This is a genomic window from Tateyamaria sp., assembly GCF_039940735.1.
Classification (GTDB): Bacteria; Pseudomonadota; Alphaproteobacteria; order Rhodobacterales; family Rhodobacteraceae; genus Tateyamaria.
Genome location: NZ_JBDVGB010000039.1, coordinates 1 through 22,289 on the forward strand (window position 1 = coordinate 1; position 22,289 = coordinate 22,289).

A 22,289-nucleotide genomic window follows, 5' to 3' on the forward strand; every position below is an offset into this window, starting at 1 on the left:
AGCAGTGGCAGCCCGTACACCAGATAGAATTGCGTCGACGCCTGCAAGTGCCTGCTGATCTGTAGCGCTGCCTGCGAATACACTACGACCGGCGCTTTTGGTGTTAAGTGCGCTGACGATGGTTTCTAATTCCGAGAGCGCCTCGGTCGAAAATTGATCAAGTACCGGTCCGATCGCGCTGGTAGATCTTGTGAGCAGGGTCGTACCTAGGCTGCTCGCGCTGGACTGCATGCGTTCAAGTGCGGTTTGCATAGCTTCGGAAAATTGCGTGGCTTCCGACGTCGCAATATTGTAGCCCGCCAACGAAGTCAGATCATTTTCGAGGTCGCTAAGGTAAGCCACATTGCCAGCCAATACCGACTTGATGTCACTTACTTGCCCGGTCGCCACCTCCTCATTCAGGCGTGCCATCTCTGTTTTGAGCGCTGCGCCACGCCGCTGCAACATGAACGTTTGAGCCAGATCGCCAAGTGAAAAATTACTCATCTTCAAAGCCTCATCAATGTGTCGAACATCTCATCTACGGTTTCGATTACACGTGCATTTGCGGCGTAAGCTTGTTCAATGATCAACAGATTCTGTAGTTCGACATCTGTATCGACGCCGTTGGCCAGTTCGTGTTCAGTCAATTCGTAGAATTGTGCTGACGCAAAGCTAAGCAATTGGTTTTCTCGCAAGCGACCGGATCCAAGTTCGGATGCGATGCCGGTCACGACATCAAAAGCCGAGAGGGCCACAGGCCCAAAAACTCCCGAAGACGGAGTTCGGGTTTCCGTTAAAACGTCTGACATTGTGTTCAGTAGCGTTGCGTCACCAGACGCGCCGGGTGCGGATGCGCCTAAGCCATCTCGTAAGCGCCATGCCTCGCCGCCTTGCGCGGGATCGACCAGCGCATTTAGTGAAAGACGATTGGCGAGGCCAGTTTCAACGGCGACATCGAGTGAAGCGCCCGCATCCGTAAATAGTCCAGGTTGTCCTGCGGTAAGTGTGGGATCCACACTCGTGCTTTCGAAACGTTCGATTAAATCACGTGCAAGAGCGTCAATCTGAGACTGAGCTGCGGGTGATAGCTCGTCTCGAATTTCGAATTGGGCACCGAGCGTGCCTCCGTGCAAGCGTCCGGAAGTTGAAGATGTGCTCGTGGCGTACCCGTTAATTGTCAGACCTGACAACGTTCCGTCATCTATGGACATGTAAGGAGTCACGGTATTCGCGGATTCAAACCCGATTTCCACGGCGCTTCCATCCAACAGGATTGCGCCACCGGTTGAATATAGCGCGACAACGCCATGATCTCTGTCGATCATTCGCACAGGAACCATTTCGCTAATTTCGTCGACGAGTACTTGTCGTTGGTCTAGCAAAGATGCGGACTCTCCAGAGCGCACAGACGCCCGTGCAATTGCCGAATTGAGTTCTTGGACACCCCGCAATGCATCGTTCAAACGGGTGACTTGATCGGTGATATTATTTTCCGCCTCAGTGCGGGCCTCTTGGATGCCGTCCGCAACTGAGTTGATTGTTGCCGCCAGGTCACTTGCGCTAAATGCTACGTTGTTCAAACGTTCAATGGCATCTGGGCGGCTGCTGGCCGTAATGAGGTTGTTTTGAAGATCGGCGAGTCGAGCAGAAAGTGATCCCTCTTGATCTGGGGTTCCTACCAAATCTTCGATCCTAGTCATGTATGTTGAAGTCGTTGCCCGATAACCAAACTCTGATCCGGCCAACCTTCTGTCTGCAATAACCTGTGTGTCGACAAACCGAGTCACACCGTTGATTTGTACGCCAACGCCGCTTCCGTTCGTTGCTGAACTGACAGACAGGGTACGGCGCGCATATCCAGGCGTCAGCGCATTTGCGATGTTGCTCGACACAAGTTCTGAGGCACGGCTTGCGGCTTGAAGGCCAGACATGGCCGAATTGAGAGCGCTGGTAATTGTCATGTGACAACCTTTCGGGGTGATCCGGGCCTAAGCCCGGACAGATTTACCGTTTGATGTTTGTCGTTTCTTGCAGCATTTCGTCGACGGTCTGAATGACTTTGGCATTCGACGAATAGGCGCGCTGCGTCTGGATCATAGCGGTCAATTCACCAGCGACGTCGACAGCCGATTCTTCGCGTGCAAAGGCGACAATATCGCCCGTTGGACCATCACTGGCGTCCCATAGGAAGAAACTTCCGCTTTCGGGAGAAGCTTGATAGGTCTGTTGATCCAGTGCGACCATGCCGTTGGGGTTTGGTAGGTCGACCAATGGAATTTGATAAATTGTACTGTTGATCCCTGTGTCAAAGAACGCAGTCACAAATCCATTTGCGTCCACCTCGACGTTGGTCATGTTGCCAACAGGTGACCCGTCTTTAGAGATGGATACTGGGGCGAAACTGTCGGACAGTTGAGTGATGCCGTCATTGTCGCCCAATGTACCGATGTTGATTTCCAACGGTCCGCCTTCGGCATTGACAATTAAGTTGCCTGTAGTGGGATCGTATGCTCCTCCGCTCACAGCTGTAACGGATGCAAGCGTACCACCAGATGCTCGGCTGTCATCAAAAGTCACAACGTATTCGCCAATGACAGCATTGTTGAGCGCGGAATCAGTGAATTGAACTGTCCACTCATTTGACGAGCCATTGGCGGGTACAGTCGGCGTGAAACTGATGTTGATATTCTCTGACGTGCCAAGATTATCAAAGTATTCAACGGACAAGAACTGAACATCACCAAACGAGCCCGCATCTGTGTCTGTCGCTGGCAGGTTAACGCCAAGCGACATCGTCGTCGTGGGCTCGCCTGAAAATTGGTTTACGTTGATTTGTACTGGTTCCAGTCCTGCAGAAGTATCGCGTGGAAATGTTGGTACAGAGCCATCAGACTCCGCTGGCCAGCCCAGCAAGACGAGTCCAGACTCAGACACTAAAAAGCCGTCGGCGTCTGTACGAAACGACCCTGTTGTCGTCAGGAACATTTGTGGATCACCGTTGCCAACCACGACCTCTGATGCCTGTGCAACAGGCAAAAATCCGCGCCCTCGTACAGCAAGGTCAGTTGCGTTTGAGGTCGACACAAGGGAACCGCTTTGATCGATCAACCGCGAAGTGGTTGCCCGCACGCCACCCGCAGAATAGGTGCCGCCATCCGATGATATGACCATAGAATGAAAGTCAGTTTGTACTCGCTTGTAGCCAAAGGTTGATGAATTCGCGATGTTATCCGAAATGGCCGCAAGGCGCGTCGCATTCGCTTGAAGTCCTGCAACCCCTGCGTTGAGAGATGAAGAAATAGTCATAGACACGCCTTTCTGCTGTATCAACTTGGTTGAGCCAACAGATAGGTGCCCCTGCTTAACGTCAGGCTAACAGATCAAATCCAATCTATTCAGGTGTTCAGTTCATTCCCTGAGTAAGACAACTTCCAACCGGTTGTTTCGGATCGCCATTGGGTTGCGCGTTGCGTGTTCGCGATCAGCATGACCGGTAACCCGTTGCATCCGATTGGGTGCCGTGCCGGTATCTTCCAAGAGCTTTCGCATGATACTGGCTTGTTCAGCAGATTGGTCCCAAGTCGAATTGTTTGCCACGACGAGGGGCTGCGCTGGAACGTGCCCTTCGACGGCTATGGTGTTTGTGACGGACCTTGCAGCATTCGAGATCAATCGCGCGACATCACGCAATAAAGTGGATGGGCGGTTCGTACCCAGATCAAATAAAGGGCGGTCCGGCAATGCGAACACTTCAATGACCAACCCTTCGTCGGTGACACGCGTCGAGATATGCCGGAGTTCATTTTCCATGACGCTGGATTCACCGCCATGCCCAGTCAACATTTCTTCAATGGTTTCGAAGACTTCGTCTTGGGCAGCGGCGACTTCGTCACCGGTATCTGACATACCGGTTTCGCCTCGTGCCTCGCGCGCTTCCGTAGGATGCTGCGCAGACGCGCCAGTGCCATTATGCGGTAACGTTTCTTCAGAAAATATAGAATCGCCACCAAAGCTGCCATCCCCGCCACCAGACACCCGGCTGATTGGGATCGTCGGCGAGAAGTAATCTGCCAGACCTTTTCTTTGTTGTTCTGTCGTTGCATTCAACAGCCACATCAACATGAAGAACGCCATCATCGCAGTCACGAAGTCCGCATATGCCACCTTCCAAGCACCGCCGTGGTGGCCATCGCCACCGACAACTTTCTTGCGCTTGATGATGATAGGTTGCGCATTTGCTTGCACACTCATTTCCCACACCTCATTTTCACCCAAGACGAGGTTTAGCGGACACGGGTTTCGCCTGCCTTAACAGATAGAATTGTCACGATTTATACTGCGCTCTTGCACAAACCAAAGGAACGCGCGCAGATGTCTTCATGACGACATCGATCCATGACAGCGCATATTCTTGGACACGGCTTGCCCTGACCTTAGCCATCGCGACGGTGGCCAACGTTGGGATGTGGGCGATTATCGTGATTATGCCTGCGGTACAGGTTGAATTCGGTGTCGGCCGAGCCGAGGCAAGCTTGCCGTATACATTGACCATGGTCGGCTTTGGGATTGGTAATTTCGTCGTGGGGCGGGCCGTGGATAGGTGGGGCGTGACACCTGTTTTGATCGTCTGTGCTGTCGGAATCGCGGGGGGCTATGGGTTGGCGATCGCAAGCGGGTCTATTCTTGCGCTGGCTCTGGCTCAGTTCGTTGTGGGTCTTGGGACCTCTGTTGGTTTTGGGCCGTTGATCGCTGATATCTCGCACTGGTTTATGAAACGTCGCGGTATTGCTGTGGCGATCGTGGCCAGTGGGAATTACCTGTCAGGCGCGATTTGGCCGATCTTGCTAGCCGGTATTTTGACGGATAGCGGCTGGAGAACGGCCTATGCTGTACTGGCAAGCGCGACTTTGGTTATTGTGATCCCATTGGCCTTTGCATTGCGCCGTCAAGTGCCCGACAGCGCGCATGAAACGGCGGAATCAGCGTCAGCTGCAAAACGTCGTTCCTCGGGTTTGTCACCGCGGGCATTGGCGTGGCTGTTGGGTTTGGCGGGCATCGGGTGCTGTGTCGCGATGTCGATGCCACAGGTGCATATCGTCAGCTATTGTGTCGATCTTGGTTATGGCCCTGCGGTAGGGGCCGAGATGCTATCGTTGATGCTGCTGGGTGGTGTGGGGTCACGGTTGTTGTCTGGGTTGTTGGCCGACCGGCTTGGAGGTGTGAAAACGCTGCTGTTGGGGTCGGTGTTACAAGCCATTGCCTTGGCGCTTTATCTGCCTTCAGACGCATTGGTGTCGCTGTACGTGGTCAGCTTGATATTTGGGCTGAGCCAAGGCGGGATTGTACCTAGCTATGCACTGATCGTACGTGAATATATGCCGGCCAGAGAAGCAGGCGCGCGGGTCGGTTTTGTGCTGATGGCGACGATTATGGGCATGGCACTGGGCGGTTGGATGTCGGGTTGGATTTACGACGTGACCGGAAGCTACGAGATGGCGTTTTGGAACGGTATTTTGTGGAACGGAATGAACATTGCCATCATGGTGTGGTTGCTGCTGCAGAGCCGTTCGCGGACGGCGTTGCAACCTGCCTGAGGGCAGTTCGCGCTATGATGTTCTATCTGCTTGCGATGCTAGGTCGGAGGACACCTCCGCCTTACTTTGCATCTGTTGGGGTCTAATTTTTATCCGGGACCATTTTGCCGGTTAGGTGCGAAGTACCCCGCTTTCGCGCCAGTGCCACTTGTTTTTGGCGTTCGCGGAATCGGGCTTTGTCATGTTCGCTCGTTTCTTCGGCACAGTGATGGCAAGCCACCCCATTTTCATATTCAGGGCGGTCGCGATCCGCAGGCAGAATAGGGCGGCGGCAGGCGTGGCACAGGTGGTGTGGCCCGACTTCTAGCCCGTGACCAACGCTGACCCGTCCGTCAAACACGAAACAAGATCCGTCCCAAGTGCTGTCTTCTTGCGGTACGTTTTCAAGATATTTCAGAATCCCGCCTTTTAGGTGAAAGACGTCTTCCACCCCTTGGCCAAGCAGGTAATTGGTGGACTTTTCACAGCGGATGCCACCGGTGCAAAACATCGCGACCTTTTTGTTGTGGAAGCGGTGTTTGTTTGCTTCCCACCATTCCGGAAATTCGCCGAAGCTGGCAGTTTGGGGGTCGATGGCGCCCTTGAACGTGCCGATGGCGACTTCGTAATCGTTGCGGGTGTCGATCACCGCAACGTCTTCGCGGTTGATCAAGTCGTTCCAGTCGGCAGCCTCGACATAGTGGCCTGTGCGTGCGGCGGGATCGACATCGGGTTGACCCATGGTGACGATCTCGCGTTTGAGACGGACTTTCATCTTGCCGAATGGGGGCGTTGGGCTGTGGCTTTCTTTCCATTCCAAAGCTTCGCATCCAGGCAGGGCGCGAATATGGCCAAGTACGGCGTCAATGCCAGCACGCGGACCGGCGATTGTGCCGTTGATACCCTCGGGGGCAAGCAACAGCGATCCTGTCACGTCGTGGGTTTCGCACAGTGTCAGCAGCGGCGGTTTAAGCGACGCCGGGTCACTGAAGCGTGTGAAATGATAAAGAGCAGCGATTGTGAACATGGGGCGTGAGATAGGCGATGCACTGGCACTTGTGCAAGAGGGGCGGCGGATGCGATAATTTGTGAAACAAATGCAGGAGCCGCCCATGACCCATGCTTTGATCGTGATCGATGTGCAGAACGACTTTTGCCCTGGTGGCGCTTTGGCGGTCCCCGAGGGCGATTTGATCGTTCAAGGTATCAACACGCTGATGGCGGATGCTGACGCTGTGGTCTTGACGCAAGATTGGCACCCAAAAGGGCATTCGTCCTTTGCAAGCAGCCACAGCGGGTCTGGTCCATACGAGGTGATCGATATGCCCTATGGGCCGCAGGTGTTGTGGCCGGATCACTGTATTCAAGGCAGTGGCGGGGCCGCGTTTCATGCGGACTTAGACGTAAACCGGGCGAATATGATCGTGCGCAAGGGGTATCGAGCAGGGATCGACAGCTATTCTGCGTTCTTTGAAAATGACCGTGAAACGCCCACAGGGCTTGAAGGCTATCTACGCACGCGCGGGATCACGCGGTTGACTATGGCGGGATTGGCCACAGACTTTTGCGTGAATTTTTCTGCTGTGGATGCTGCAAAATTGGGTTTCGAGGTGAACGTACGCATGGATCTGTGCCGCGCCATTGATCTGGACGGATCGCTGGCGGCGGCACAGGCGGGGATGGCAAAGGCAGGGGTCAATCTGACCTAAGCTGGCTTTAATTTGTTCACGTCTTTGACCAATTTGGTCACTTCTTTGGCTTCGGTCTTAAGCTGTTTGACCGATTTTTTGATCAGGTTTTTTGCTCTTTTCACGCCGCTTGCAATCTGGCCGACTTGAGCGACCCATTTAAAGACCATCTGCAACATTCTCTTCATCGTGTTGATAAGGCTAAGCGCGATGTCGATGGGGTTCAGCACTGTCACCACCTCAAACACTTTTGAAAGGACTGTGCGGAACAATTTGGCCAGTCGGGCCGTCATGGTTTTGACGATCTTGAATGCTTTTTCCGGCGCAGAATTCGATTTGCGAATGATGGCCAAGATTTTATCAGCCATTTTGATCGTTTCTATAACTTGTTTGTCGACAAATATGGCGACTTTCAGCAACTGATCACCCGCTGTTATGATGTTTTGCACGACTTGGTCGCCAACTGCCTTGGCGAAGTCTTTGGCGGCTTTTCGCACCTCAGACATGAAGCTGACCAAGGATCGCAACACGGGCCGCATCTTGGTCAATACGTTACGCAGAAAATCGTACAGGCTTGAACGGATTTTTACGACCTTGTCGTGGATCGGGGTAAGTGGGTTTTCGGCCTCTGCCATAATGTTTCCTTTCTAAAATATCGCTTAATAAAAATGTCAGGACCAACGTCCTGAGGCATAGCGTGCAGCGAAATACTGTTTCATGCAAGTTTGCCGATCCAATGTGCGGCTCTTGCCCCTTGCCATGCGACTTGGCACAACAGGCGAGCGCCGGATGAGGAAATACGCACCATGGTCGATATCGCCACACGAGTTTGGAACCACAAATGGAAGATTGACCCAATTGTTCGGTCCTTGATCGACACGGACTTTTATAAACTGTTGATGTGCCAATCGGTGTTTCGCAACAAGCCGGACACGCAGGTCACGTTTAGCCTGATCAACCGGTCCACTCATATCCCATTGGCCAATCTGATCGATGAGGGTGAGCTGCGCGAACAGTTGGATCACATCCGCTCGTTGTCGTTGAGCCGGGGTGAAAGCACGTGGATGCGCGGCAATACATTTTATGGCAAACGGCAGATGTTCACGCCGGAATTCATGGACTGGTTCGAAGCTTTACGCCTGCCGGCCTATCATTTGGAACGGCGCGGTGATCAATATGAACTGACCTTTGAAGGCACATGGCCAGAAGTCATGCTGTGGGAAATCCCGGCGCTTTCCGTACTAATGGAACTGCGCGGACGTGCCGTGCTGAATGACATGGGGCGCTTTGAACTGCAGGTGCTTTACGCACGCGCCATGACCAAGCTTTGGGAAAAGATCGAACGATTGCGGACACACGAAGGTCTACGGGTGGCAGATTTCGGCACACGTCGCCGTCACAGCTTTCTCTGGCAAGACTGGTGTGTGCAGGCAATGGGCGAAGGGTTGGCAGGGGCTTTTGCAGGAACCTCGAACTGTCTGATTGCCAAGAACCGCGACCTTGAGGCGATCGGCACCAATGCGCATGAATTGCCGATGGTCTATTCCGCGTTGGCCAAGGACGATGCGACACTGGCACGTGCGCCATATGACGTGTTGCAGGACTGGCAGGATGAACATGATGGTAATCTACGCATCATCCTGCCCGACACCTATGGCACGCCCGGTTTTCTGAAAAACGCGCCGGATTGGCTCGCAAGTTGGACGGGCATTCGGATTGACAGCGGCGATCCGGCCACGGGCGCGGAAAACGCGATCAAGTGGTGGAAAGAACGCGGAGAAGACCCGCGCGATAAATTGGTGATCTTCTCAGACGGGCTGGATGCAGAAAAGATCATCGAGTTGCACCAGCAATTCACAGGCCGGGTCAAGGTGTCCTTTGGTTGGGGCACAATGTTAACCAATGACTTTAAGGGATTGACCCAAGATGACCGCTTGGCCCCGTTTTCAATGGTGTGCAAAGCAGTGTCGGCCAATGGCAGCCCGACAGTTAAACTGTCAGACAATCCCAACAAAGCGATGGGCCCGGCAGACGAGATAGCGCGTTATAAGCGCGTCTTTGACGTCGGAACACAGGACAAACAGGCTGTTGTTGTTTGAACACAGTTACCTAAATCGGGGGGTATTGTTTCCAAAATTAGGGCAGTGCCCCAATCTGACCACATTTGCTTTTTAGATTCATGGCAACAAAACTAAAAAATCTATTGAGCAGGTCACATTATGCGCATTGCAGCCCTTGTATCGTCACTTACCGTCGCGGTCGTCTTGAGTGGGTGTGGAGTGGTAAGACAGGATGTCACGCGGTCCAATACCGATCACTTATCTTTCAGCCAAAACGCTGATGCCGTGGCGATCCAAGAACAGGCCAATGCGCTAAACCTCATGGCAGACCAATTGGTGCGTCGCTCGACGGTGCGCGGCGCGGTGACAGGGGCGGCGGTGACCTGTGGCTTGGCGGCGCTGTCAGTGGGCAGCGCACAGTCTTGCGTTGTTGGGGCGGCAGCAGGTGGCGTTGCGGGTGCCGCTGTTGGGCGCGCCAAAGGTGAACGCGAGGTCGCGCAGCGTGTCGAATTGGTGTCCGCAAATGCACTGGTGCGCAGCATTCGCGGCATGAACGGTCAAATGTCCGCCATAGAGCTAAGCCTGCCCGAACTGTTGGCAGAACAGGATGCAGAACTGGCCGATTTGCAGATTCGTCGTGCCACGCGGGCTGTGACACAAAAGGAATATGAGAATGGCGTGCGTGCCATTCGTGAAAGCCGTGCCACGATTGCAGAGGCGTTGACCTTGACCATCGAGCAGACCGAAGTTGCAAGCCGGAACATGACCGTTGCCATGCAGCAAGGACAATCGGGTTTGGATTGGCACTTGAATGCCGCCAACCAATTGGGGCGGGAGGCACATTCCGCCCGGTCGACGATTTCTCCGATAGGGCCATTGTCGTTTGCGCAAGACGAACGCGTTGCGCTTAACGCGGCCCCTCGGTCGGGAGAGCTGCGTTAGTAGACCGACTACGTTTCCGTTCGCGCCAGATGATCAGCAAACCACCGACTGCGATCAACAGAGCCCCGGGAAATAGGGTGGACCAAGGTGTTTCGTCAAAGAACAGCCACCCCATAAGAAACGCCAGCGGGATGCCGAAATAGCTAAAAGGCGCTAGGTTGCTTTGTTCGGTCATGCGGTAGCTGATGACAAGAAACAGAACGGCAGTGCCGCCGAACCCGCCCATCGAAATGAGCCAAGCCATATCAGTGCTGCTTTGGATTGGGGTAAATCCGCCAAACGAAAGCGCGACAAGCGATGCCCCAACCAGTGATGCGCATGACGCATAAAGGTTGACCAATGCGCTGGGCACATCGTCATCCATCATCCGGGCACTGACGCCGACAAACGCATAAAATGCGGCGGCCGCCAACGGCAGCAACGCCACGGGCGTGAAGGTGTCCGACCCCGGTTGCATGACCAGAATGACCCCGACAAACCCGATCAGAACCGCAGACCAACGCACCCACCCAACTTGTTCCCCAAGCAGCGGAACGGCGAGGGCCGTCATGAACAATGCATTGGCATAGGTGATCGTCGATGCCGTCGCGAATTCCATCAGACCCAGGGATAGATAGAAAAAGAGCTGTGCAACCGTAACTACCGCACCACGCCCAAGCGCTAATTTCCATTGTCGGATGCGCCAGCGCCGCCCAGCGCGATGCCATTGCCGAGACAGGAACAGCGCAACAATGGCAGGGAAAATGCCAAACAGATTGCGCCATGCCGACAGTTCCGCCGCCGAATAGGCTGAAGACAAGTGTTTGATCACCAGTCCCATTGAATCGAACAAAACAAGCGCCACTAAGCTAAGACAAATGGCAAAGCCTGTCCGGTCTATTGGGCGCACAAGGGGCCTCTTTCGCAAAATGAGTTGGTCGCTGCGCTAGCTTTAGCAGAAAGAACGCAGCTGCTAATGCATTTACGGCATCAATCCGTGGAAGAACACGCAAACTGTCGTGAAAAGTCGAACAGATGCCCCACGGCTGCCACATTTCGTAGTCATATTGAGATCAATACAAAGCAAATCAGATGTATTGGATAGTAAAGTGAAACGTATTTTCTTGGTCGCAACCCTTACCGCAGCAACAGTCGTTTCGGCTTGCGGAGATCAGGCGCAAAGTGTCACGCGCACGCAGACCGTGCCCCTGAATTTTAGCGATTTTGGCGCTGATCTTGGTGGCGCGACGTCGACGCGGTCCTCGATCGACTTGTTGTCTTTGAGTTAATCAGTGGGGTCGACGCGTCCACGCATGGCCTTGACGTCGCCCCTTACTTTTTTGGCTTTGAGCCGACGTTTTTTCGACCCCAATGTGGGTCGTGTGGCAATGCGGCGTTTGGGCGCCACAAGTGCTTTTTGAATCAACTCGATAAGCCGTTGTCGCGCGATGTCACGGTTACGGGCCTGACTGCGTGTTTCATCACATTGGATGATCAACGCGCCCTCAAGGGTCCATCGTCGGCCCGCCAAGCGTTTTAAACGCGTTTTGATCGGCCCCGTCAGGGCAGGCGAACGCTCGGCCTCAAACCTAAGTTCCACGGCCGTTGCAACCTTGTTCACATTCTGCCCACCCGGCCCTGATGCGCGCACAAATTGCTCGCTCAGTTCCCAGTCTTCGATTGTGATGGTGTCGTTGATCCGCAGCATGTGTTTGTCTTACCCTGTCTGAGGCATGCGAAAAAGGGCCACCCTTTTTAGGGCGGCCCTTCTCGAAATGTTTCGGAGGTTGTGTCGGTTAGGTCAACCGACCAACTTGGCGATCTGCACCGCAAGGGGTTGCCCTAGCTGGCGACCTCCCAAGTTGTTCCGACACGTCGCTCCAATACCTTTCTTGACACTGGATCACCTCCTTTTCATTTGTTGAACTCACCCTCAGCTTTGCACAGCTGAGGGATAAGTCAACGTTTTTATGCGGTGTGTGCCACGCGAGCCGTGATCCAACGGAAAGGTGCCAAAGCAATAAGCGCGAGGGTCAGCTTGACCGCCCAGTCCGCGATTGCCAGCGAAACCCAAAGCGGCGCGGCAGGGCCAAAGCCAAGGATCGGCAGCACTTCGCCCGCCCAAGATACGTCATTCCCGGGTTCGATAAAGGTCAAGCCAGCTGAAAAAGCGATCGTGAAAAACAGAGCGGTATCAACGGTACTGCCCACTAGGGTCGACACCAAAGGCGCTTTCCACCACACCCCTGTGCGCAGTGCGGCAAAGATCCCGACGTCAAGCAATTGCGCCGTCAGGAAAGCAAGGCCCGAACCAATGGCAATGCGCAAGGTCACGGCAGGAAAGGTGAAGCCGTCGCCTTGAAGCATGACTTGAGTGCCGATCAGTGAACAAACCACCCCGACCAGAAACCCCGCGAACACGACTTTACGTGCGGCCTGCGCGCCATAGACGCGGTTCATCACGTCCGTCACCAGAAAGGCAAGCGGGTAGGTGAATGCCCCCCATGTCAGCCAATTGCCGAACAGATGTTGTACAAGGATGTTAGATGCCACCACGATGGCGGCCATGGCAAGGATGCCGGGAAGATGTGCGCGTGTCATAAATATATGCCCGTTTTTTGCAAGGTTGCGGCGACTTGGTTCGGTATTGAACTCGGGCGTCTTAGTCACAGGATGCATCCTGCGCAAGCGTTTCTGTCAGGGCGTATTCCACCAATTCGCTGCGTTGCACGGGTAAAAAGTTGTCATCGGATACCATTGTCAAACATGTGGCACCGCTTTGCGATTGCCAGATCGTTAGCCCTTCAAGGTTATCATGCCGACCCGGCGGAGTGGTCAGCAAGGTTTCTGCTCGAAGGGGCGCGGTGTTAAGATCAAGGCGCACGATGCGGCTGCGGAAACCCAATGGGCCGAAAGCGCGTTCAAGGATGTAAAGCATACCATCAGGCCCGATGTCTGCGCCTGCTGGCAGAAACGCGTCTTGGCGCGGCAAGTGGCCGATGATGTCCCATGCGTCATTGCGAAAACGATAGATCGGAAAGGGATGTGTTGGATTCCCACTGCGTTCTGGCAGGGTGTAAAGTGTACCGTCTGGCGCGCCTGCCAAAGCTTCAAGCGATCCGTTGTTATGAAATCCGACAAAGTCGGGGTGGTTGGGCAATGTGGTGCCGGAGCGCGTCACGATTTCGCCAGGGCCTTCATAGCTGAAAAACAAAGTACCCCCGGCATAAGCAAGTCCTTCGCTGTCGCGATGCGGGCGGGGCTGGGCTGTTGGTGAAATTTTGGGTTGGCGCTTGTCCGGGTCAAAAGTCAGGGTGAACGCCTGCCCACGATCCGACAGCACAATGGCGTTGTCTGGTCCCTGCATTTCGATGGCCGATAACCCACCAAAGCCGAGCAAGTCTGATCGCAACGGCGTGGCCCGCTGAAACGTCAGCGGGTCAGCGTGGGCCAGACAAGGCGCAAGGATCAGCGCGAGGCTAAGACGCCAGCGCATTGCTGTGGCAGGTCTCCGACACGCAGTTCACGGCGTGGTTTCGGGGCGGGTGCGTTTGGATCACGTGGCTGTGGTGGGGGCGGGTTCAGGATGTTGTTCACCCATTGCTGCGCATCTGCACAGCCGTCACCTGCGGGCGGAGCGGCTTGATCTACGCAACCGCGCGCACCGCGTGGGCATTTCAGTCGCACATGGAAATGGTAATGGTGACCGTACCATGGGCGCACTTTGTTCAGCCATGCCCGGTCGCCTTTCTCATCTTTACACATCTGTACCTTGGCGCCGGGGAAAACAAAGATGCGCGCAGTGCGTTTGTCGCTGGCCGCGGCTTTGATGATTTCGTGATGGGAGCGGGTCCAGTTGGAATTGGTGAACGCACCGGCGGCGCGCCGTGTCGAAATGGACGAGATATTTTCGCGTTCTGACGCACTAAGGGTCAGATTGCGTGCCGGGAGCATCCAGATATCCGCATCTAGCCCGATTTGGTGGCTGCGGTGTCCAGTTAGCATTGGCCCACCACGCGGCTGGCTCATGTCGCCGACATAAAGGCCGGCCCAACCGGGTTGCGCGGCGGCCTTTCGGCTTAAGCTTTGTACCATGTCGACCAGTTCCGGATGGCCCCAGTTGCGGTTGCGGGACAGCCGCATCGCTTGCCATGTGGGCCCGGTTTCAGCCAGCTGTTGTGCACCAGCCATGCAGCCTTTGGCATAGCTGCCGATCGGGGCAGGGTCTTGGATCGAGGCGCGGCGTTTGCTGCCAAACTGACCCTTGGCGATGTGCTGCAAAGTAGCCGGATCTACGTCAGCGGTCGGCGTTCCGTCGATGTCGGTGCCCGCACCGCCCGCGCACGCGCAAAGCAGCAAAGACGTGACCAAAGCAAGGGAACGTTTAAACGAAGTCATGGTTAATTCTCGCCCTTAGGATTGACCCAACGTAGCATGATCAGCCCCAAAAGGAAGAGTCCAAGCAGCGGAGAAACGCCCAATTGTGTGCTGCCAGTGGCGGCAGTGGCAACCCCGATTAAGAATGGGGCGATGAATGCCGTGGCGCGACCTGTCAGACCGTAAAGGCCAAAGCTCTCTGTTGGTGCGGCGGGGTCGCAGTGACGTACCATCAGCGTACGGCTGGCCGCTTGCATGATGCCGCCCATGCCGCCAATCAGTACGCCGCAGATGTAAAAGATGATGTCAGGCGCGGCCGAGCCTTGGGCCAACGGAATGCCAAACATGCTGTCGCGTGACAGGTTCACCAGCATGAAACAGACGCCCATCAAGACAAGGATCGTTACGATCACAACAGGCTTGGGGCCAAAACGTGTGTCGGCATGCCCGCCAAGATAGCTAAAGACCGAAGCCCCGATGGCTGCGATAATCCCGAACACACCAACCTGCACGACGCTGAAGTCCAGTACCAAAAGGGCAAAGGTCCCTCCAAAGCTGTAAAGGCCGTTTAGGGCGTCTCGGTACAGCATGGATGAACCGAGATAAGTCATCAAACTGCGCTTGGCAGGCAAGTTACGGATGGTGCCCCAAAGTCGTGACAATGCGGCCCCAGCAGAGGTGCGACTGCCTGTCGGGCGGGCTTCGCGCACCCACATGAAATAGGGGATGATAAAGATGGTGAACCAAAGGGCGACGAAGGGGCCAGTAAAACGTGTGCCTTCGCGTGTGTCTGCATCGAGCAAACCAAAACCCGGGTCGAGTCCGATGAGCGTTTTGCCATTGCCCTGCTCTGCAAACAACAAAAGGATGATAAACAGGGATAGAACGCCACCTGCATAGCCAAAGCTAAAAGCAGAACCCGAGATTTTTCCGATTTCTTCTTCTGTCCCAAGGGTGGGAAGTTGTGCGTTGATGAAGATGAGCGCGTATTCTGCACCGATAAAGCCAAAGGCAAAAGCGCATAACATCCACATGATGTTGCTGCCATCAGGGGCTGTGAACCAAAGCCCGCTGGCACCCGCGACAAGCATCAGTGAAAAGCCGATCACCCATGGAATTTTCCGACCACCGGTATCGGCCATGGCCCCAAGTAAAGGCGCACCAAAGCCGATGATGAGACCCGTAATCGTAAGAGTGAAAGACCACATTGCCTGCGCGTTGGCTTTGGCAAGTTCGGTTTCAATCCCTTGAGACATGAAGTTCTCGCTTGCGAGCGAGACAAAGAATGGGCCGAAGATAAAAGTTAGAAGAACAGTGTGATAAGGCTGGCTGGCCCAATCAAAAAAGAACCATCCCCAGATGCGTTTTTTGAGACTGATCTCTGACATTTTTATCCCTGCTCTTTTGTTTTTAAGACAAAAGCAGGCGAAAGGCAGAGTGGCAAGGAAAGGATGCGATCTTTGTTACAAAGATCGGTCGGAAATCGAAATGATTTCCTGTCGGCGCGTGCTTTTTCCGTTTCGGGAAATAGCCGAAGACCGTGTTCGTGTCTGTTCGCGTCATGTCGGATGGTTCATTGGCGGCCAGGGCCGCATGGCTTCGGCCTTGATCCAACCGGCGATCCATGCGGGTGTTTTGGGGGCCTTTGACGTCTGCCCCATTGCGGTCAAAACGCGGTCCGGTGACACAATGCCGTCGCGATCGGTAACGGCTGAACGATACAGTACATGACTGGCGCATACCCCGTCCGTGTTCCACATCGATTGTTCAAGATAGATGAACTTTTCATCCCAGCACACGCAACGGCTTCGCATTTCGAACCGCTCAAACGCGCGCAAGCGTTGGCGGTAGCGCGCGGATGATCCTGCGATTGTCATCCCCCACTTTTCGGACCGAAGCACCGACGTCAAACCTGTCCGCAGCCCTACGCTCATACGCCCCAGGTCATAAAGCGTCAGCGTCCGCCCATTGTTCAATTCAAGAAACCCGTCCAGATCCCAAGGCCACACGCGATGCTGCGACACATGCGTATCCGTCAGGGCAAGGGCAGGTTGGCGGGCCGCTAAAAGCATATCCTTGGCAAGGCGAACAAAAGGAAACATAGGGCAATACTCCTGTGGTTCCAAATTGCGGCACTGCGGCGGAACGTCAACCATGTGGTCAAAGTGACCTTGCGCCAATTGGCTACGCATCCTAACTCTTGGACAAAGAAAAGGACGAACCCCTATGATAGCCATCTACCAAACGCTGCAATTGATCCTAAGCGTCGTCTATACTGTCATGATTGTACACATCATCATGAGCTGGTTGATCAGCTTTCAAGTGCTGAACCTGCACCAACCAATCGTGGCGCAAATTTGGACTGGGCTGAACAAGCTGCTCGAGCCGATCTATACTCCGATCCGCCGCTTTATGCCCGACACGCGTCCGTTGGACCTTGCCCCGCTTGTCGCCTTCATCGCGGTGATCGCTTTGCGGGCGTTTATTCTGCCGGCCGTCTTCGGGCTGGCCTAAGCCTAAGGACTTGTTCACCGCCTGTTAAAATGTGAGTCTGTATCAAACGAGCAGACTACATAAAATTTGACAGGGTTTTGAGACATGGTCAGCGCTGCCACGCTGTTGCAAGACGTATTCGGGTTTGACGACTTCCGCCCAGGTCAGGAAGAGATCGTAAACGCCGTAACGTCGGGGGAAAACACGCTTGCCATTATGCCGACGGGCGGTGGTAAATCCCTGTGTTTTCAATTGCCTGCCCTGTTGCGTGACGGGGTGACTGTGGTGATTTCCCCCTTGATCGCCTTAATGCGAGATCAAGTGCGGGCTCTACAAGAAGCGGGCGTGACCGCTGGCGCGTTGACGTCTGGCAACACACCCGAAGAAACTGACGCAGTTTGGACAGCGCTGGAACGCGGTGAATTAAAGCTGCTGTACATGGCACCAGAGCGGTTGGCCGGGGGTTCGGCCATCGGCATGTTGCGCCGCATTGGCGTCAGCCTGATTGCAGTGGACGAGGCGCATTGCGTCAGCCAGTGGGGCCATGACTTCCGCCCTGATTATCTGCGTATTGGGGCGTTGCGACAGGCACTGGATGTGCCTTTGGCCGCTTTCACCGCGACGGCAGATGCAGAAACTCAAGTCGAGATTGTCGAAAAGCTATTTGACGGCACACCTCCGCGTGCCTTCTTGCGGGGCTTTGACCGCCCAAACATTCATCTGGCTTTTGCCGCCAAAAATGGACCGCGCACACAGATCCTGAATTTCGCCAAAGTGCGCAAAGGGCAATCCGGCATCGTCTATTGCGGCACGCGTGCCAAAACAGAAGCGTTGGCGCGCGCGTTGCGCGAAGCTGGGCACAGCGCCATCCATTATCACGGCGGGATGGAGGCCGAAGATCGCCGCATCGCCGAACGCCGATTTCAGCAGGAAGATGGTCTAATCGTCGCCGCCACTGTTGCATTTGGCATGGGCGTGGACAAACCCGACATCCGCTGGGTGGCGCATGCCGATCTGCCGAAATCGATCGAAGCGTATTATCAGGAAATTGGGCGCGCTGGGCGAGACGGTGCACCTGCTGAAACGCTGACATTGTTTGGACCGGAGGACATCAAACTAAGGCGATCTCAGATTGACGAAGGGTTGGCTCCGCCCGAACGGCGTATGGCTGATCATGCGCGGCTGAATGCGTTGCTGGGTCTGGCCGAGGCGTTGGAATGTCGGCGCAAAACACTGCTGGGCTATTTCGGCGAAACAGAAATTACCTGCGGGACTTGCGATTTGTGTGACGCACCGGCGCAGGTTTTTGACGGCACGACGGCAGTGCGCAAAGCGCTGTCCGCCATGTTGCGTACGGATGAATGGTTTGGTGCAGGCCACCTTATTGATATTTTGCTGGGCGCGCAGACGGACAAGATCAAACAGCGTGGCCATGACAGCTTGCCCACCTATGGGGTCGGCAAAGAGTATTCCAAAGGGCAATGGCAAGCCGTGTTTCGCCAGATGATGGGGCATGATCTGATACGGCCCGACCCGGATCGTTTTGGCGCGCTGCGTATGACGGATGCGGCACTGCCGATCTTGCGGGACGAGGCCAAGATCACCCTGCGAAGCGACACAATTGCCGCCGCATCTGAACGGCGACCGGCGGTCAAGGAAATGGTGAGCGAGGAAAACGCGCCATTGCTAAGTGCACTCAAAGCGAAACGGCGCGGCCTGGCAGAGGCGGCCCGGGTTCCAGCCTATGTGATCTTCCCTGATAAAACGTTGATCGAGATGGCTGAGAAGCGCCCCAACGATCTGGATCAAATGACGCAAATCAGCGGCGTGGGCGCCAAGAAACTTGAGAAATTCGGCGACGCGTTTCTTGAGGTCATCAACGGAGAAGCCGCGGCCTTGCACCCAACGCGACGCAAGTTGGCAGGGCAGGGTGCTGGTGCGATCTATGATCAATTACTGGCGGTTCAGGCGGAACTGTCGCGAGGGCAAGACGGGACAGACAAGCCGCTTAGCTGTTCTGCCTCGCAACTGGCGAAGGTGGCGCAACTGCGCAACGGGGATGATGCGGCGCTTGAACAACTGCTGGGGGATCGCAAAGCGGAAAGATTCGGTCCGGCTTTTCTGGACGTGCTGCGGGACGCGGGCTAAATCAGTTGAAACAAACGAGGTGATGCGATGTTGGTGGTGATTTCTCCGGCCAAACGGTTGGATTGGGCAGAACGAGATGTGGCGACAACGGAACCCATGATGCAGGATGACGCTGTGCGATTGGTGCGTACGGCGCGCAACCTCACGCTGGATAACCTAAAAACGTTGATGAGCCTAAGCGACGATTTGGCCCGGTTGAACCGCGACCGTTTTGCTGCTTTCGAGGACGCGCCCGACGCAGGACTGACCCGCCCAGCGATGCTGGCCTTTGCGGGGGATACCTATCAGGGCTTGCACGCAGAAAGCCTGTCGGCGGATGACACGGCCTATGCGCAGGATCACTTGCGAATTTTATCAGGGCTTTATGGTGTGTTGCGCCCGTTGGATGCGATCCAACCTTACCGACTGGAAATGGGCAGCCGTTTAAAAACGCGCCGTGGTGCGTCGTTGTATGAATATTGGCGTGATGACATCGCCAAAGCTTTGAACGCGCAGGCCGAAACAACTGGGACCAATATGTTGGTCAACTGCGCTAGCCAAGAGTATTTTGGTGCTGTGCCGTTGAAGGCGTTGAAACCGCAAGTGATCACCCCCGTCTTTATGGAAGACAAAGGCGCTGGGCCCAAGATCGTTAGCTTTTTCGCGAAACGCGCACGCGGTGCCATGGCGCGCCATATCGTGCAAAACCAAGTACAGAATTTGGATGGCATTCGGGCATTTGAGGTGGATGGTTATCAATTCCAACCCGAAGCGTCGGACGAGACTCGGTTGGTATTTGTGCGCCCTTATCCGGCTTGAAGATCTTCATTCGGTAAAGGTGGCGACGCCTCGGCTGGACAAAGGTCGCGCAATTTACCGTGTATCTCGGGTTTGCGCAGCGGTTTGGTCAGGTAATAGTCGATGCCGCTGGCCAGAATACCCGCATCGTCGCCATCCATCGCGTGCGCAGTTAACGCGACGATCGGGACATGTCCGCCGGTGTCGGTCTCGATCTTGCGAATTTCGACGGCCGCCGCTTTACCGTCCATTTTCGGCATCGAAATGTCCATAAATATCATGTCCGGGTCAAACTGCTGAAACTTTTCCACAGCCTCGATCCCGTCAACGGCGAATTCTAAATCAATGTCGGCATCTTTGACCATTTTGGAAAAAACAAGTCGGTTGGTTTTGTTGTCCTCGGCAGCAAGGACACGCATTTTACGCGGACCTTTAACAATTTGCGGTGCGTCACCTTGCGTTGTCCGCGTCACAAGTGGCCCGACGGATTGCAAACGATCAAACAATTCGGCGCGCGGCACGGGTTTTTGCAAAATGGCGTGCAAATGAGCAGCGCCCGGATCACTGGCGGCAAAGCTAGGATTGGAACTAAGTAACAAGATCGGAGTTTCCACGCCTTGTGCCCGCATCGTTTCGGCCAATTCTAACCCATCCATTTCAGGCATGTTATGATCGGTCAACACAAGGTCGATGTCTGCAAGGTGCTGCAAAGCTTCCGCCCCATTGGCACAGGTCACGACGCCAAGCCCAATTTGTTCCAACTGACGACATAGTATCGTGCGATTTGCCTCGATATCATCGACAACAAGCACCCGGCGCAGCCCTTCGGGGACAGGGGGATGTTCGGGTAGAATGGCAGTGCTGAGACTAAGTGGAATGCTAAACCCAAAGCATGATCCAATGCCGTCTTCACTGGTCACCCAGACTTCACCCCCCATCAAACCAACAAGACGCTGCGAAATCGCAAGCCCAAGACCCGTGCCGTCGAACTGTCGGTTCCGTTCGTTTTCGACCTGATTGAATTCACCAAAGATGTGTTTGATTTTGTCGCTGGGAATACCGATGCCGGTATCCTCTATCGTGATGTTCACGTTTGCGCAGCCGCTTTCAATGTCGGGTACGCCGGTTACGCGCACCAGCACGTGCCCCTCGTTGGTGAACTTGACGGCGTTGCCCATCAGGTTGGTCAGAACCTGCCTCATGCGGCCGGGGTCGCCGACGTATGTCGTTGGCAAGAACAGGTCAAAATCCACAAGCAACGTCAGATTCTTGTCGCGTGCAGAGGATTGCAGCAGCATGATCACTTCATGAATGCAGCGCTCAAGATCGAAAGGTTCAGGATGCAGTTGCAGTTTTTCTGCTTCGATTTTGGAGTAATCAAGCACGTCATTGATGATGACCAAAAGGGCTTCGCCTGAGTTTTTGATCGTATCGACGTATAGCTGTTGTTCTTCGCTTAATCCTGTATCGCCGAGCAATTCAGACATGCCGACGACGCCGTTCATGGGCGTCCTGATTTCGTGGCTCATGTTGGCAAGGAATGCGGATTTGGCGCGGCTTGCGGCTTCTGCTTCGGCGCGGGCCGTTTTCAGTTGTTTTTCATAACGCACAGATTCGGTGATGTTCAGCCCAAGCGAAACGATGTCCCCGCCCTGCCCCCGACGGTCGACCAGTTTGATGTACTGATTGTTCCACATTCGAACTGTAATGGGTTCGGGTTGTGGTTGCATCCAGCGTTCGGTCATCAACTGCCGCCAGTCATCTGCTGCCAGATTGCCCGTGTTGATAATCCCCTCATCCGTCATCGCCTGTAGGATCGTGACATAATGCACACCGGGGCGGATGACTTCCAGCCCGTTAAACGGCGCCAGATAACTGGCATTGGCGGCGATCATCTGATTGTCGGAGTTGAAAAATGCAAAGCCGTCCGTGATGGTTTGAACCGAATGCCACAAACGTCGTTCAGCAATTTCGACTTTCTGATTGGCCTGCCCAAGCTCGGTTTTGACCCGTTCGTTTTCAGTTTTTACGGTTGCGACTTGCGCCCGTGTTTCCGTGATCTCGCCTTGCAAAGCCGCAGCATGCCGCCCCAGCTTCCGGTTCGCGGCAGAAAGTTCCGCCTGCTTAAGCTCAAGCAATCGCTCGGCGGCAAGGCGACCCCGCCGTTCTACAGCTAGCTTGTTTGCAAGGGTCATTCATGTGCTCCGCCGAAATGTCTGGCACCGATATGTCATGGGTGTGGTGAACATTACCTTAACCCGTACGGCTTG

21 protein-coding genes and 1 pseudogene are annotated in these 22,289 nt (G+C 54.8%); 8 read left to right on the plus strand and 14 right to left on the minus strand.

From position 1 onward, the window contains the following. The 4 genes and pseudogenes from ABJF76_RS07600 to ABJF76_RS07615 form a co-directional block, all read right to left on the minus strand. Positions 1–486 (minus strand): annotated as a pseudogene (locus ABJF76_RS07600) (flagellar hook protein); the annotation flags it as partial. A gap of 2 nt (positions 487–488) precedes the next feature. Beyond that, positions 489–1,943: a flagellar hook-associated protein FlgK gene (flgK, locus tag ABJF76_RS07605; protein WP_413818885.1), complete on the minus strand. Its 1,455-nt coding sequence runs from the start codon at positions 1,941–1,943 to the stop codon at positions 489–491. Between the two features lie 43 nt (positions 1,944–1,986). Beyond that, positions 1,987–3,288, minus strand: a complete 1,302-nt coding sequence (locus tag ABJF76_RS07610) for a flagellar hook protein FlgE (protein WP_413818884.1) — start codon at positions 3,286–3,288, stop codon at positions 1,987–1,989. Positions 3,289–3,390: 102 nt separating this feature from the next. Continuing rightward, positions 3,391–4,233 (minus strand): flagellar motor protein MotB, encoded by an 843-nt coding sequence (locus ABJF76_RS07615; RefSeq protein ID WP_413818883.1) that lies wholly within the window; start codon positions 4,231–4,233, stop codon positions 3,391–3,393. Between the two features lie 128 nt (positions 4,234–4,361). Here ABJF76_RS07615 and ABJF76_RS07620 point away from each other — a divergent pair, with 128 nt between their 5' ends. Beyond that, positions 4,362–5,576, plus strand: a complete 1,215-nt coding sequence (locus tag ABJF76_RS07620) for an MFS transporter (RefSeq protein ID WP_413818882.1) — start codon at positions 4,362–4,364, stop codon at positions 5,574–5,576. Positions 5,577–5,658: 82 nt separating this feature from the next. Here ABJF76_RS07620 and ABJF76_RS07625 read toward each other — a convergent pair whose 3' ends face one another. After that, a complete protein-coding gene (locus ABJF76_RS07625; protein ID WP_413818881.1) occupies positions 5,659–6,582 on the minus strand; it encodes a rhodanese-related sulfurtransferase in 924 nt (307 codons plus the stop codon). Between the two features lie 85 nt (positions 6,583–6,667). Between ABJF76_RS07625 and pncA the strand changes: the two genes are divergently transcribed. Next, complete coding sequence (gene pncA, locus ABJF76_RS07630) at positions 6,668–7,264, plus strand: bifunctional nicotinamidase/pyrazinamidase (protein ID WP_413818880.1); 597 nt, start codon at positions 6,668–6,670, stop codon at positions 7,262–7,264. On the opposite strand, the gene ABJF76_RS07635 is transcribed toward pncA, so the two are convergent. Continuing rightward, on the minus strand, positions 7,261–7,878 hold the full coding sequence (locus tag ABJF76_RS07635) for a hypothetical protein (RefSeq protein WP_413818879.1): 618 nt from the start codon (positions 7,876–7,878) through the stop codon (positions 7,261–7,263). The two genes, pncA and ABJF76_RS07635, sit on opposite strands and share 4 nt — an antisense overlap. Before the next feature lie 171 nt (positions 7,879–8,049). On the opposite strand from ABJF76_RS07635, the gene pncB reads away from it, so the two are divergent. Both pncB and ABJF76_RS07645 read left to right on the plus strand, forming a co-directional pair. After that, the gene (pncB, locus tag ABJF76_RS07640; RefSeq protein ID WP_413818878.1) at positions 8,050–9,342 is read left to right on the plus strand and encodes a nicotinate phosphoribosyltransferase; all 1,293 of its coding nucleotides are present in this window, start codon (positions 8,050–8,052) and stop codon (positions 9,340–9,342) included. Positions 9,343–9,462: 120 nt separating this feature from the next. Then, positions 9,463–10,245, plus strand: a complete 783-nt coding sequence (locus tag ABJF76_RS07645; RefSeq protein WP_413818877.1) for a hypothetical protein — start codon at positions 9,463–9,465, stop codon at positions 10,243–10,245. Here the strand turns inward: ABJF76_RS07645 and ABJF76_RS07650 are convergent. Further along, the gene (locus tag ABJF76_RS07650; protein WP_413818876.1) at positions 10,211–11,134 is read right to left on the minus strand and encodes a DMT family transporter; all 924 of its coding nucleotides are present in this window, start codon (positions 11,132–11,134) and stop codon (positions 10,211–10,213) included. The genes ABJF76_RS07645 and ABJF76_RS07650 overlap by 35 nt on opposite strands. Before the next feature lie 199 nt (positions 11,135–11,333). Here ABJF76_RS07650 and ABJF76_RS07655 point away from each other — a divergent pair, with 199 nt between their 5' ends. Further along, positions 11,334–11,513 carry a hypothetical protein gene (locus ABJF76_RS07655; protein ID WP_413818875.1) on the plus strand — a complete coding sequence of 60 codons (180 nt, stop codon included), beginning with the start codon at positions 11,334–11,336 and terminating at the stop codon, positions 11,511–11,513. On the opposite strand, the gene arfB is transcribed toward ABJF76_RS07655, so the two are convergent. From arfB to ABJF76_RS07685, 6 genes are all read right to left on the minus strand, one after another. Beyond that, entirely contained in the window at positions 11,510–11,932 is a 423-nt protein-coding gene (gene arfB, locus ABJF76_RS07660; RefSeq protein WP_413818874.1) for an alternative ribosome rescue aminoacyl-tRNA hydrolase ArfB, read from the minus strand. The two genes, ABJF76_RS07655 and arfB, sit on opposite strands and share 4 nt — an antisense overlap. Positions 11,933–12,192: 260 nt before the next feature. After that, positions 12,193–12,825: a queuosine precursor transporter gene (locus ABJF76_RS07665; RefSeq protein WP_413818873.1), complete on the minus strand. Its 633-nt coding sequence runs from the start codon at positions 12,823–12,825 to the stop codon at positions 12,193–12,195. A 61-nt stretch (positions 12,826–12,886) separates the two neighbouring features. Beyond that, positions 12,887–13,720, minus strand: a complete 834-nt coding sequence (locus tag ABJF76_RS07670) for an esterase-like activity of phytase family protein (protein WP_413818872.1) — start codon at positions 13,718–13,720, stop codon at positions 12,887–12,889. Next, positions 13,693–14,622, minus strand: a complete 930-nt coding sequence (gene mepA, locus ABJF76_RS07675; protein WP_413818871.1) for a penicillin-insensitive murein endopeptidase — start codon at positions 14,620–14,622, stop codon at positions 13,693–13,695. The genes ABJF76_RS07670 and mepA overlap by 28 nt, the downstream gene beginning before the upstream one ends. A 2-nt stretch (positions 14,623–14,624) precedes the next feature. Continuing rightward, positions 14,625–15,989: an MFS transporter gene (locus tag ABJF76_RS07680; protein ID WP_413818870.1), complete on the minus strand. Its 1,365-nt coding sequence runs from the start codon at positions 15,987–15,989 to the stop codon at positions 14,625–14,627. Positions 15,990–16,160: 171 nt separating this feature from the next. Further along, the gene (locus tag ABJF76_RS07685; protein ID WP_413818869.1) at positions 16,161–16,703 is read right to left on the minus strand and encodes an acyl-CoA thioesterase; all 543 of its coding nucleotides are present in this window, start codon (positions 16,701–16,703) and stop codon (positions 16,161–16,163) included. 124 nt (positions 16,704–16,827) lie between these two features. Between ABJF76_RS07685 and ABJF76_RS07690 the strand changes: the two genes are divergently transcribed. The 3 genes from ABJF76_RS07690 (at position 16,828) to yaaA (ending at position 20,040) form a co-directional block, all read left to right on the plus strand. Continuing rightward, on the plus strand, positions 16,828–17,115 hold the full coding sequence (locus tag ABJF76_RS07690; protein WP_413818868.1) for a YggT family protein: 288 nt from the start codon (positions 16,828–16,830) through the stop codon (positions 17,113–17,115). Positions 17,116–17,199: 84 nt separating this feature from the next. Then, complete coding sequence (gene recQ, locus ABJF76_RS07695) at positions 17,200–19,242, plus strand: DNA helicase RecQ (RefSeq protein WP_413818867.1); 2,043 nt, start codon at positions 17,200–17,202, stop codon at positions 19,240–19,242. A 27-nt stretch (positions 19,243–19,269) separates the two neighbouring features. Continuing rightward, positions 19,270–20,040 (plus strand): peroxide stress protein YaaA, encoded by a 771-nt coding sequence (gene yaaA, locus ABJF76_RS07700; protein WP_413818866.1) that lies wholly within the window; start codon positions 19,270–19,272, stop codon positions 20,038–20,040. Here the strand turns inward: yaaA and ABJF76_RS07705 are convergent. Continuing rightward, on the minus strand, positions 20,028–22,214 hold the full coding sequence (locus ABJF76_RS07705) for a response regulator (RefSeq protein ID WP_413818865.1): 2,187 nt from the start codon (positions 22,212–22,214) through the stop codon (positions 20,028–20,030). The genes yaaA and ABJF76_RS07705 overlap by 13 nt on opposite strands. Between the last annotated feature and the right edge of the window lie 75 nt (positions 22,215–22,289).

Coding starts and splice junctions, on each gene's coding strand:
- flgK (WP_413818885.1), bottom strand. CDS start 1,943: ATGACAATTACCAGCGCTCTCAATTCGGCCATGTCTGGCCTTCAAGCC.
- ABJF76_RS07610 (WP_413818884.1), bottom strand. CDS start 3,288: ATGACTATTTCTTCATCTCTCAACGCAGGGGTTGCAGGACTTCAAGCG.
- ABJF76_RS07615 (WP_413818883.1), bottom strand. CDS start 4,233: ATGAGTGTGCAAGCAAATGCGCAACCTATCATCATCAAGCGCAAGAAA.
- ABJF76_RS07620 (WP_413818882.1), top strand. CDS start 4,362: ATGACGACATCGATCCATGACAGCGCATATTCTTGGACACGGCTTGCC.
- ABJF76_RS07625 (WP_413818881.1), bottom strand. CDS start 6,582: ATGTTCACAATCGCTGCTCTTTATCATTTCACACGCTTCAGTGACCCG.
- pncA (WP_413818880.1), top strand. CDS start 6,668: ATGACCCATGCTTTGATCGTGATCGATGTGCAGAACGACTTTTGCCCT.
- ABJF76_RS07635 (WP_413818879.1), bottom strand. CDS start 7,878: ATGGCAGAGGCCGAAAACCCACTTACCCCGATCCACGACAAGGTCGTA.
- pncB (WP_413818878.1), top strand. CDS start 8,050: ATGGTCGATATCGCCACACGAGTTTGGAACCACAAATGGAAGATTGAC.
- ABJF76_RS07645 (WP_413818877.1), top strand. CDS start 9,463: ATGCGCATTGCAGCCCTTGTATCGTCACTTACCGTCGCGGTCGTCTTG.
- arfB (WP_413818874.1), bottom strand. CDS start 11,932: ATGCTGCGGATCAACGACACCATCACAATCGAAGACTGGGAACTGAGC.
- ABJF76_RS07665 (WP_413818873.1), bottom strand. CDS start 12,825: ATGACACGCGCACATCTTCCCGGCATCCTTGCCATGGCCGCCATCGTG.
- ABJF76_RS07670 (WP_413818872.1), bottom strand. CDS start 13,720: ATGCGCTGGCGTCTTAGCCTCGCGCTGATCCTTGCGCCTTGTCTGGCC.
- mepA (WP_413818871.1), bottom strand. CDS start 14,622: ATGACTTCGTTTAAACGTTCCCTTGCTTTGGTCACGTCTTTGCTGCTT.
- ABJF76_RS07680 (WP_413818870.1), bottom strand. CDS start 15,989: ATGTCAGAGATCAGTCTCAAAAAACGCATCTGGGGATGGTTCTTTTTT.
- ABJF76_RS07685 (WP_413818869.1), bottom strand. CDS start 16,703: ATGTTTCCTTTTGTTCGCCTTGCCAAGGATATGCTTTTAGCGGCCCGC.
- ABJF76_RS07690 (WP_413818868.1), top strand. CDS start 16,828: ATGATAGCCATCTACCAAACGCTGCAATTGATCCTAAGCGTCGTCTAT.
- recQ (WP_413818867.1), top strand. CDS start 17,200: ATGGTCAGCGCTGCCACGCTGTTGCAAGACGTATTCGGGTTTGACGAC.
- yaaA (WP_413818866.1), top strand. CDS start 19,270: ATGTTGGTGGTGATTTCTCCGGCCAAACGGTTGGATTGGGCAGAACGA.
- ABJF76_RS07705 (WP_413818865.1), bottom strand. CDS start 22,214: ATGACCCTTGCAAACAAGCTAGCTGTAGAACGGCGGGGTCGCCTTGCC.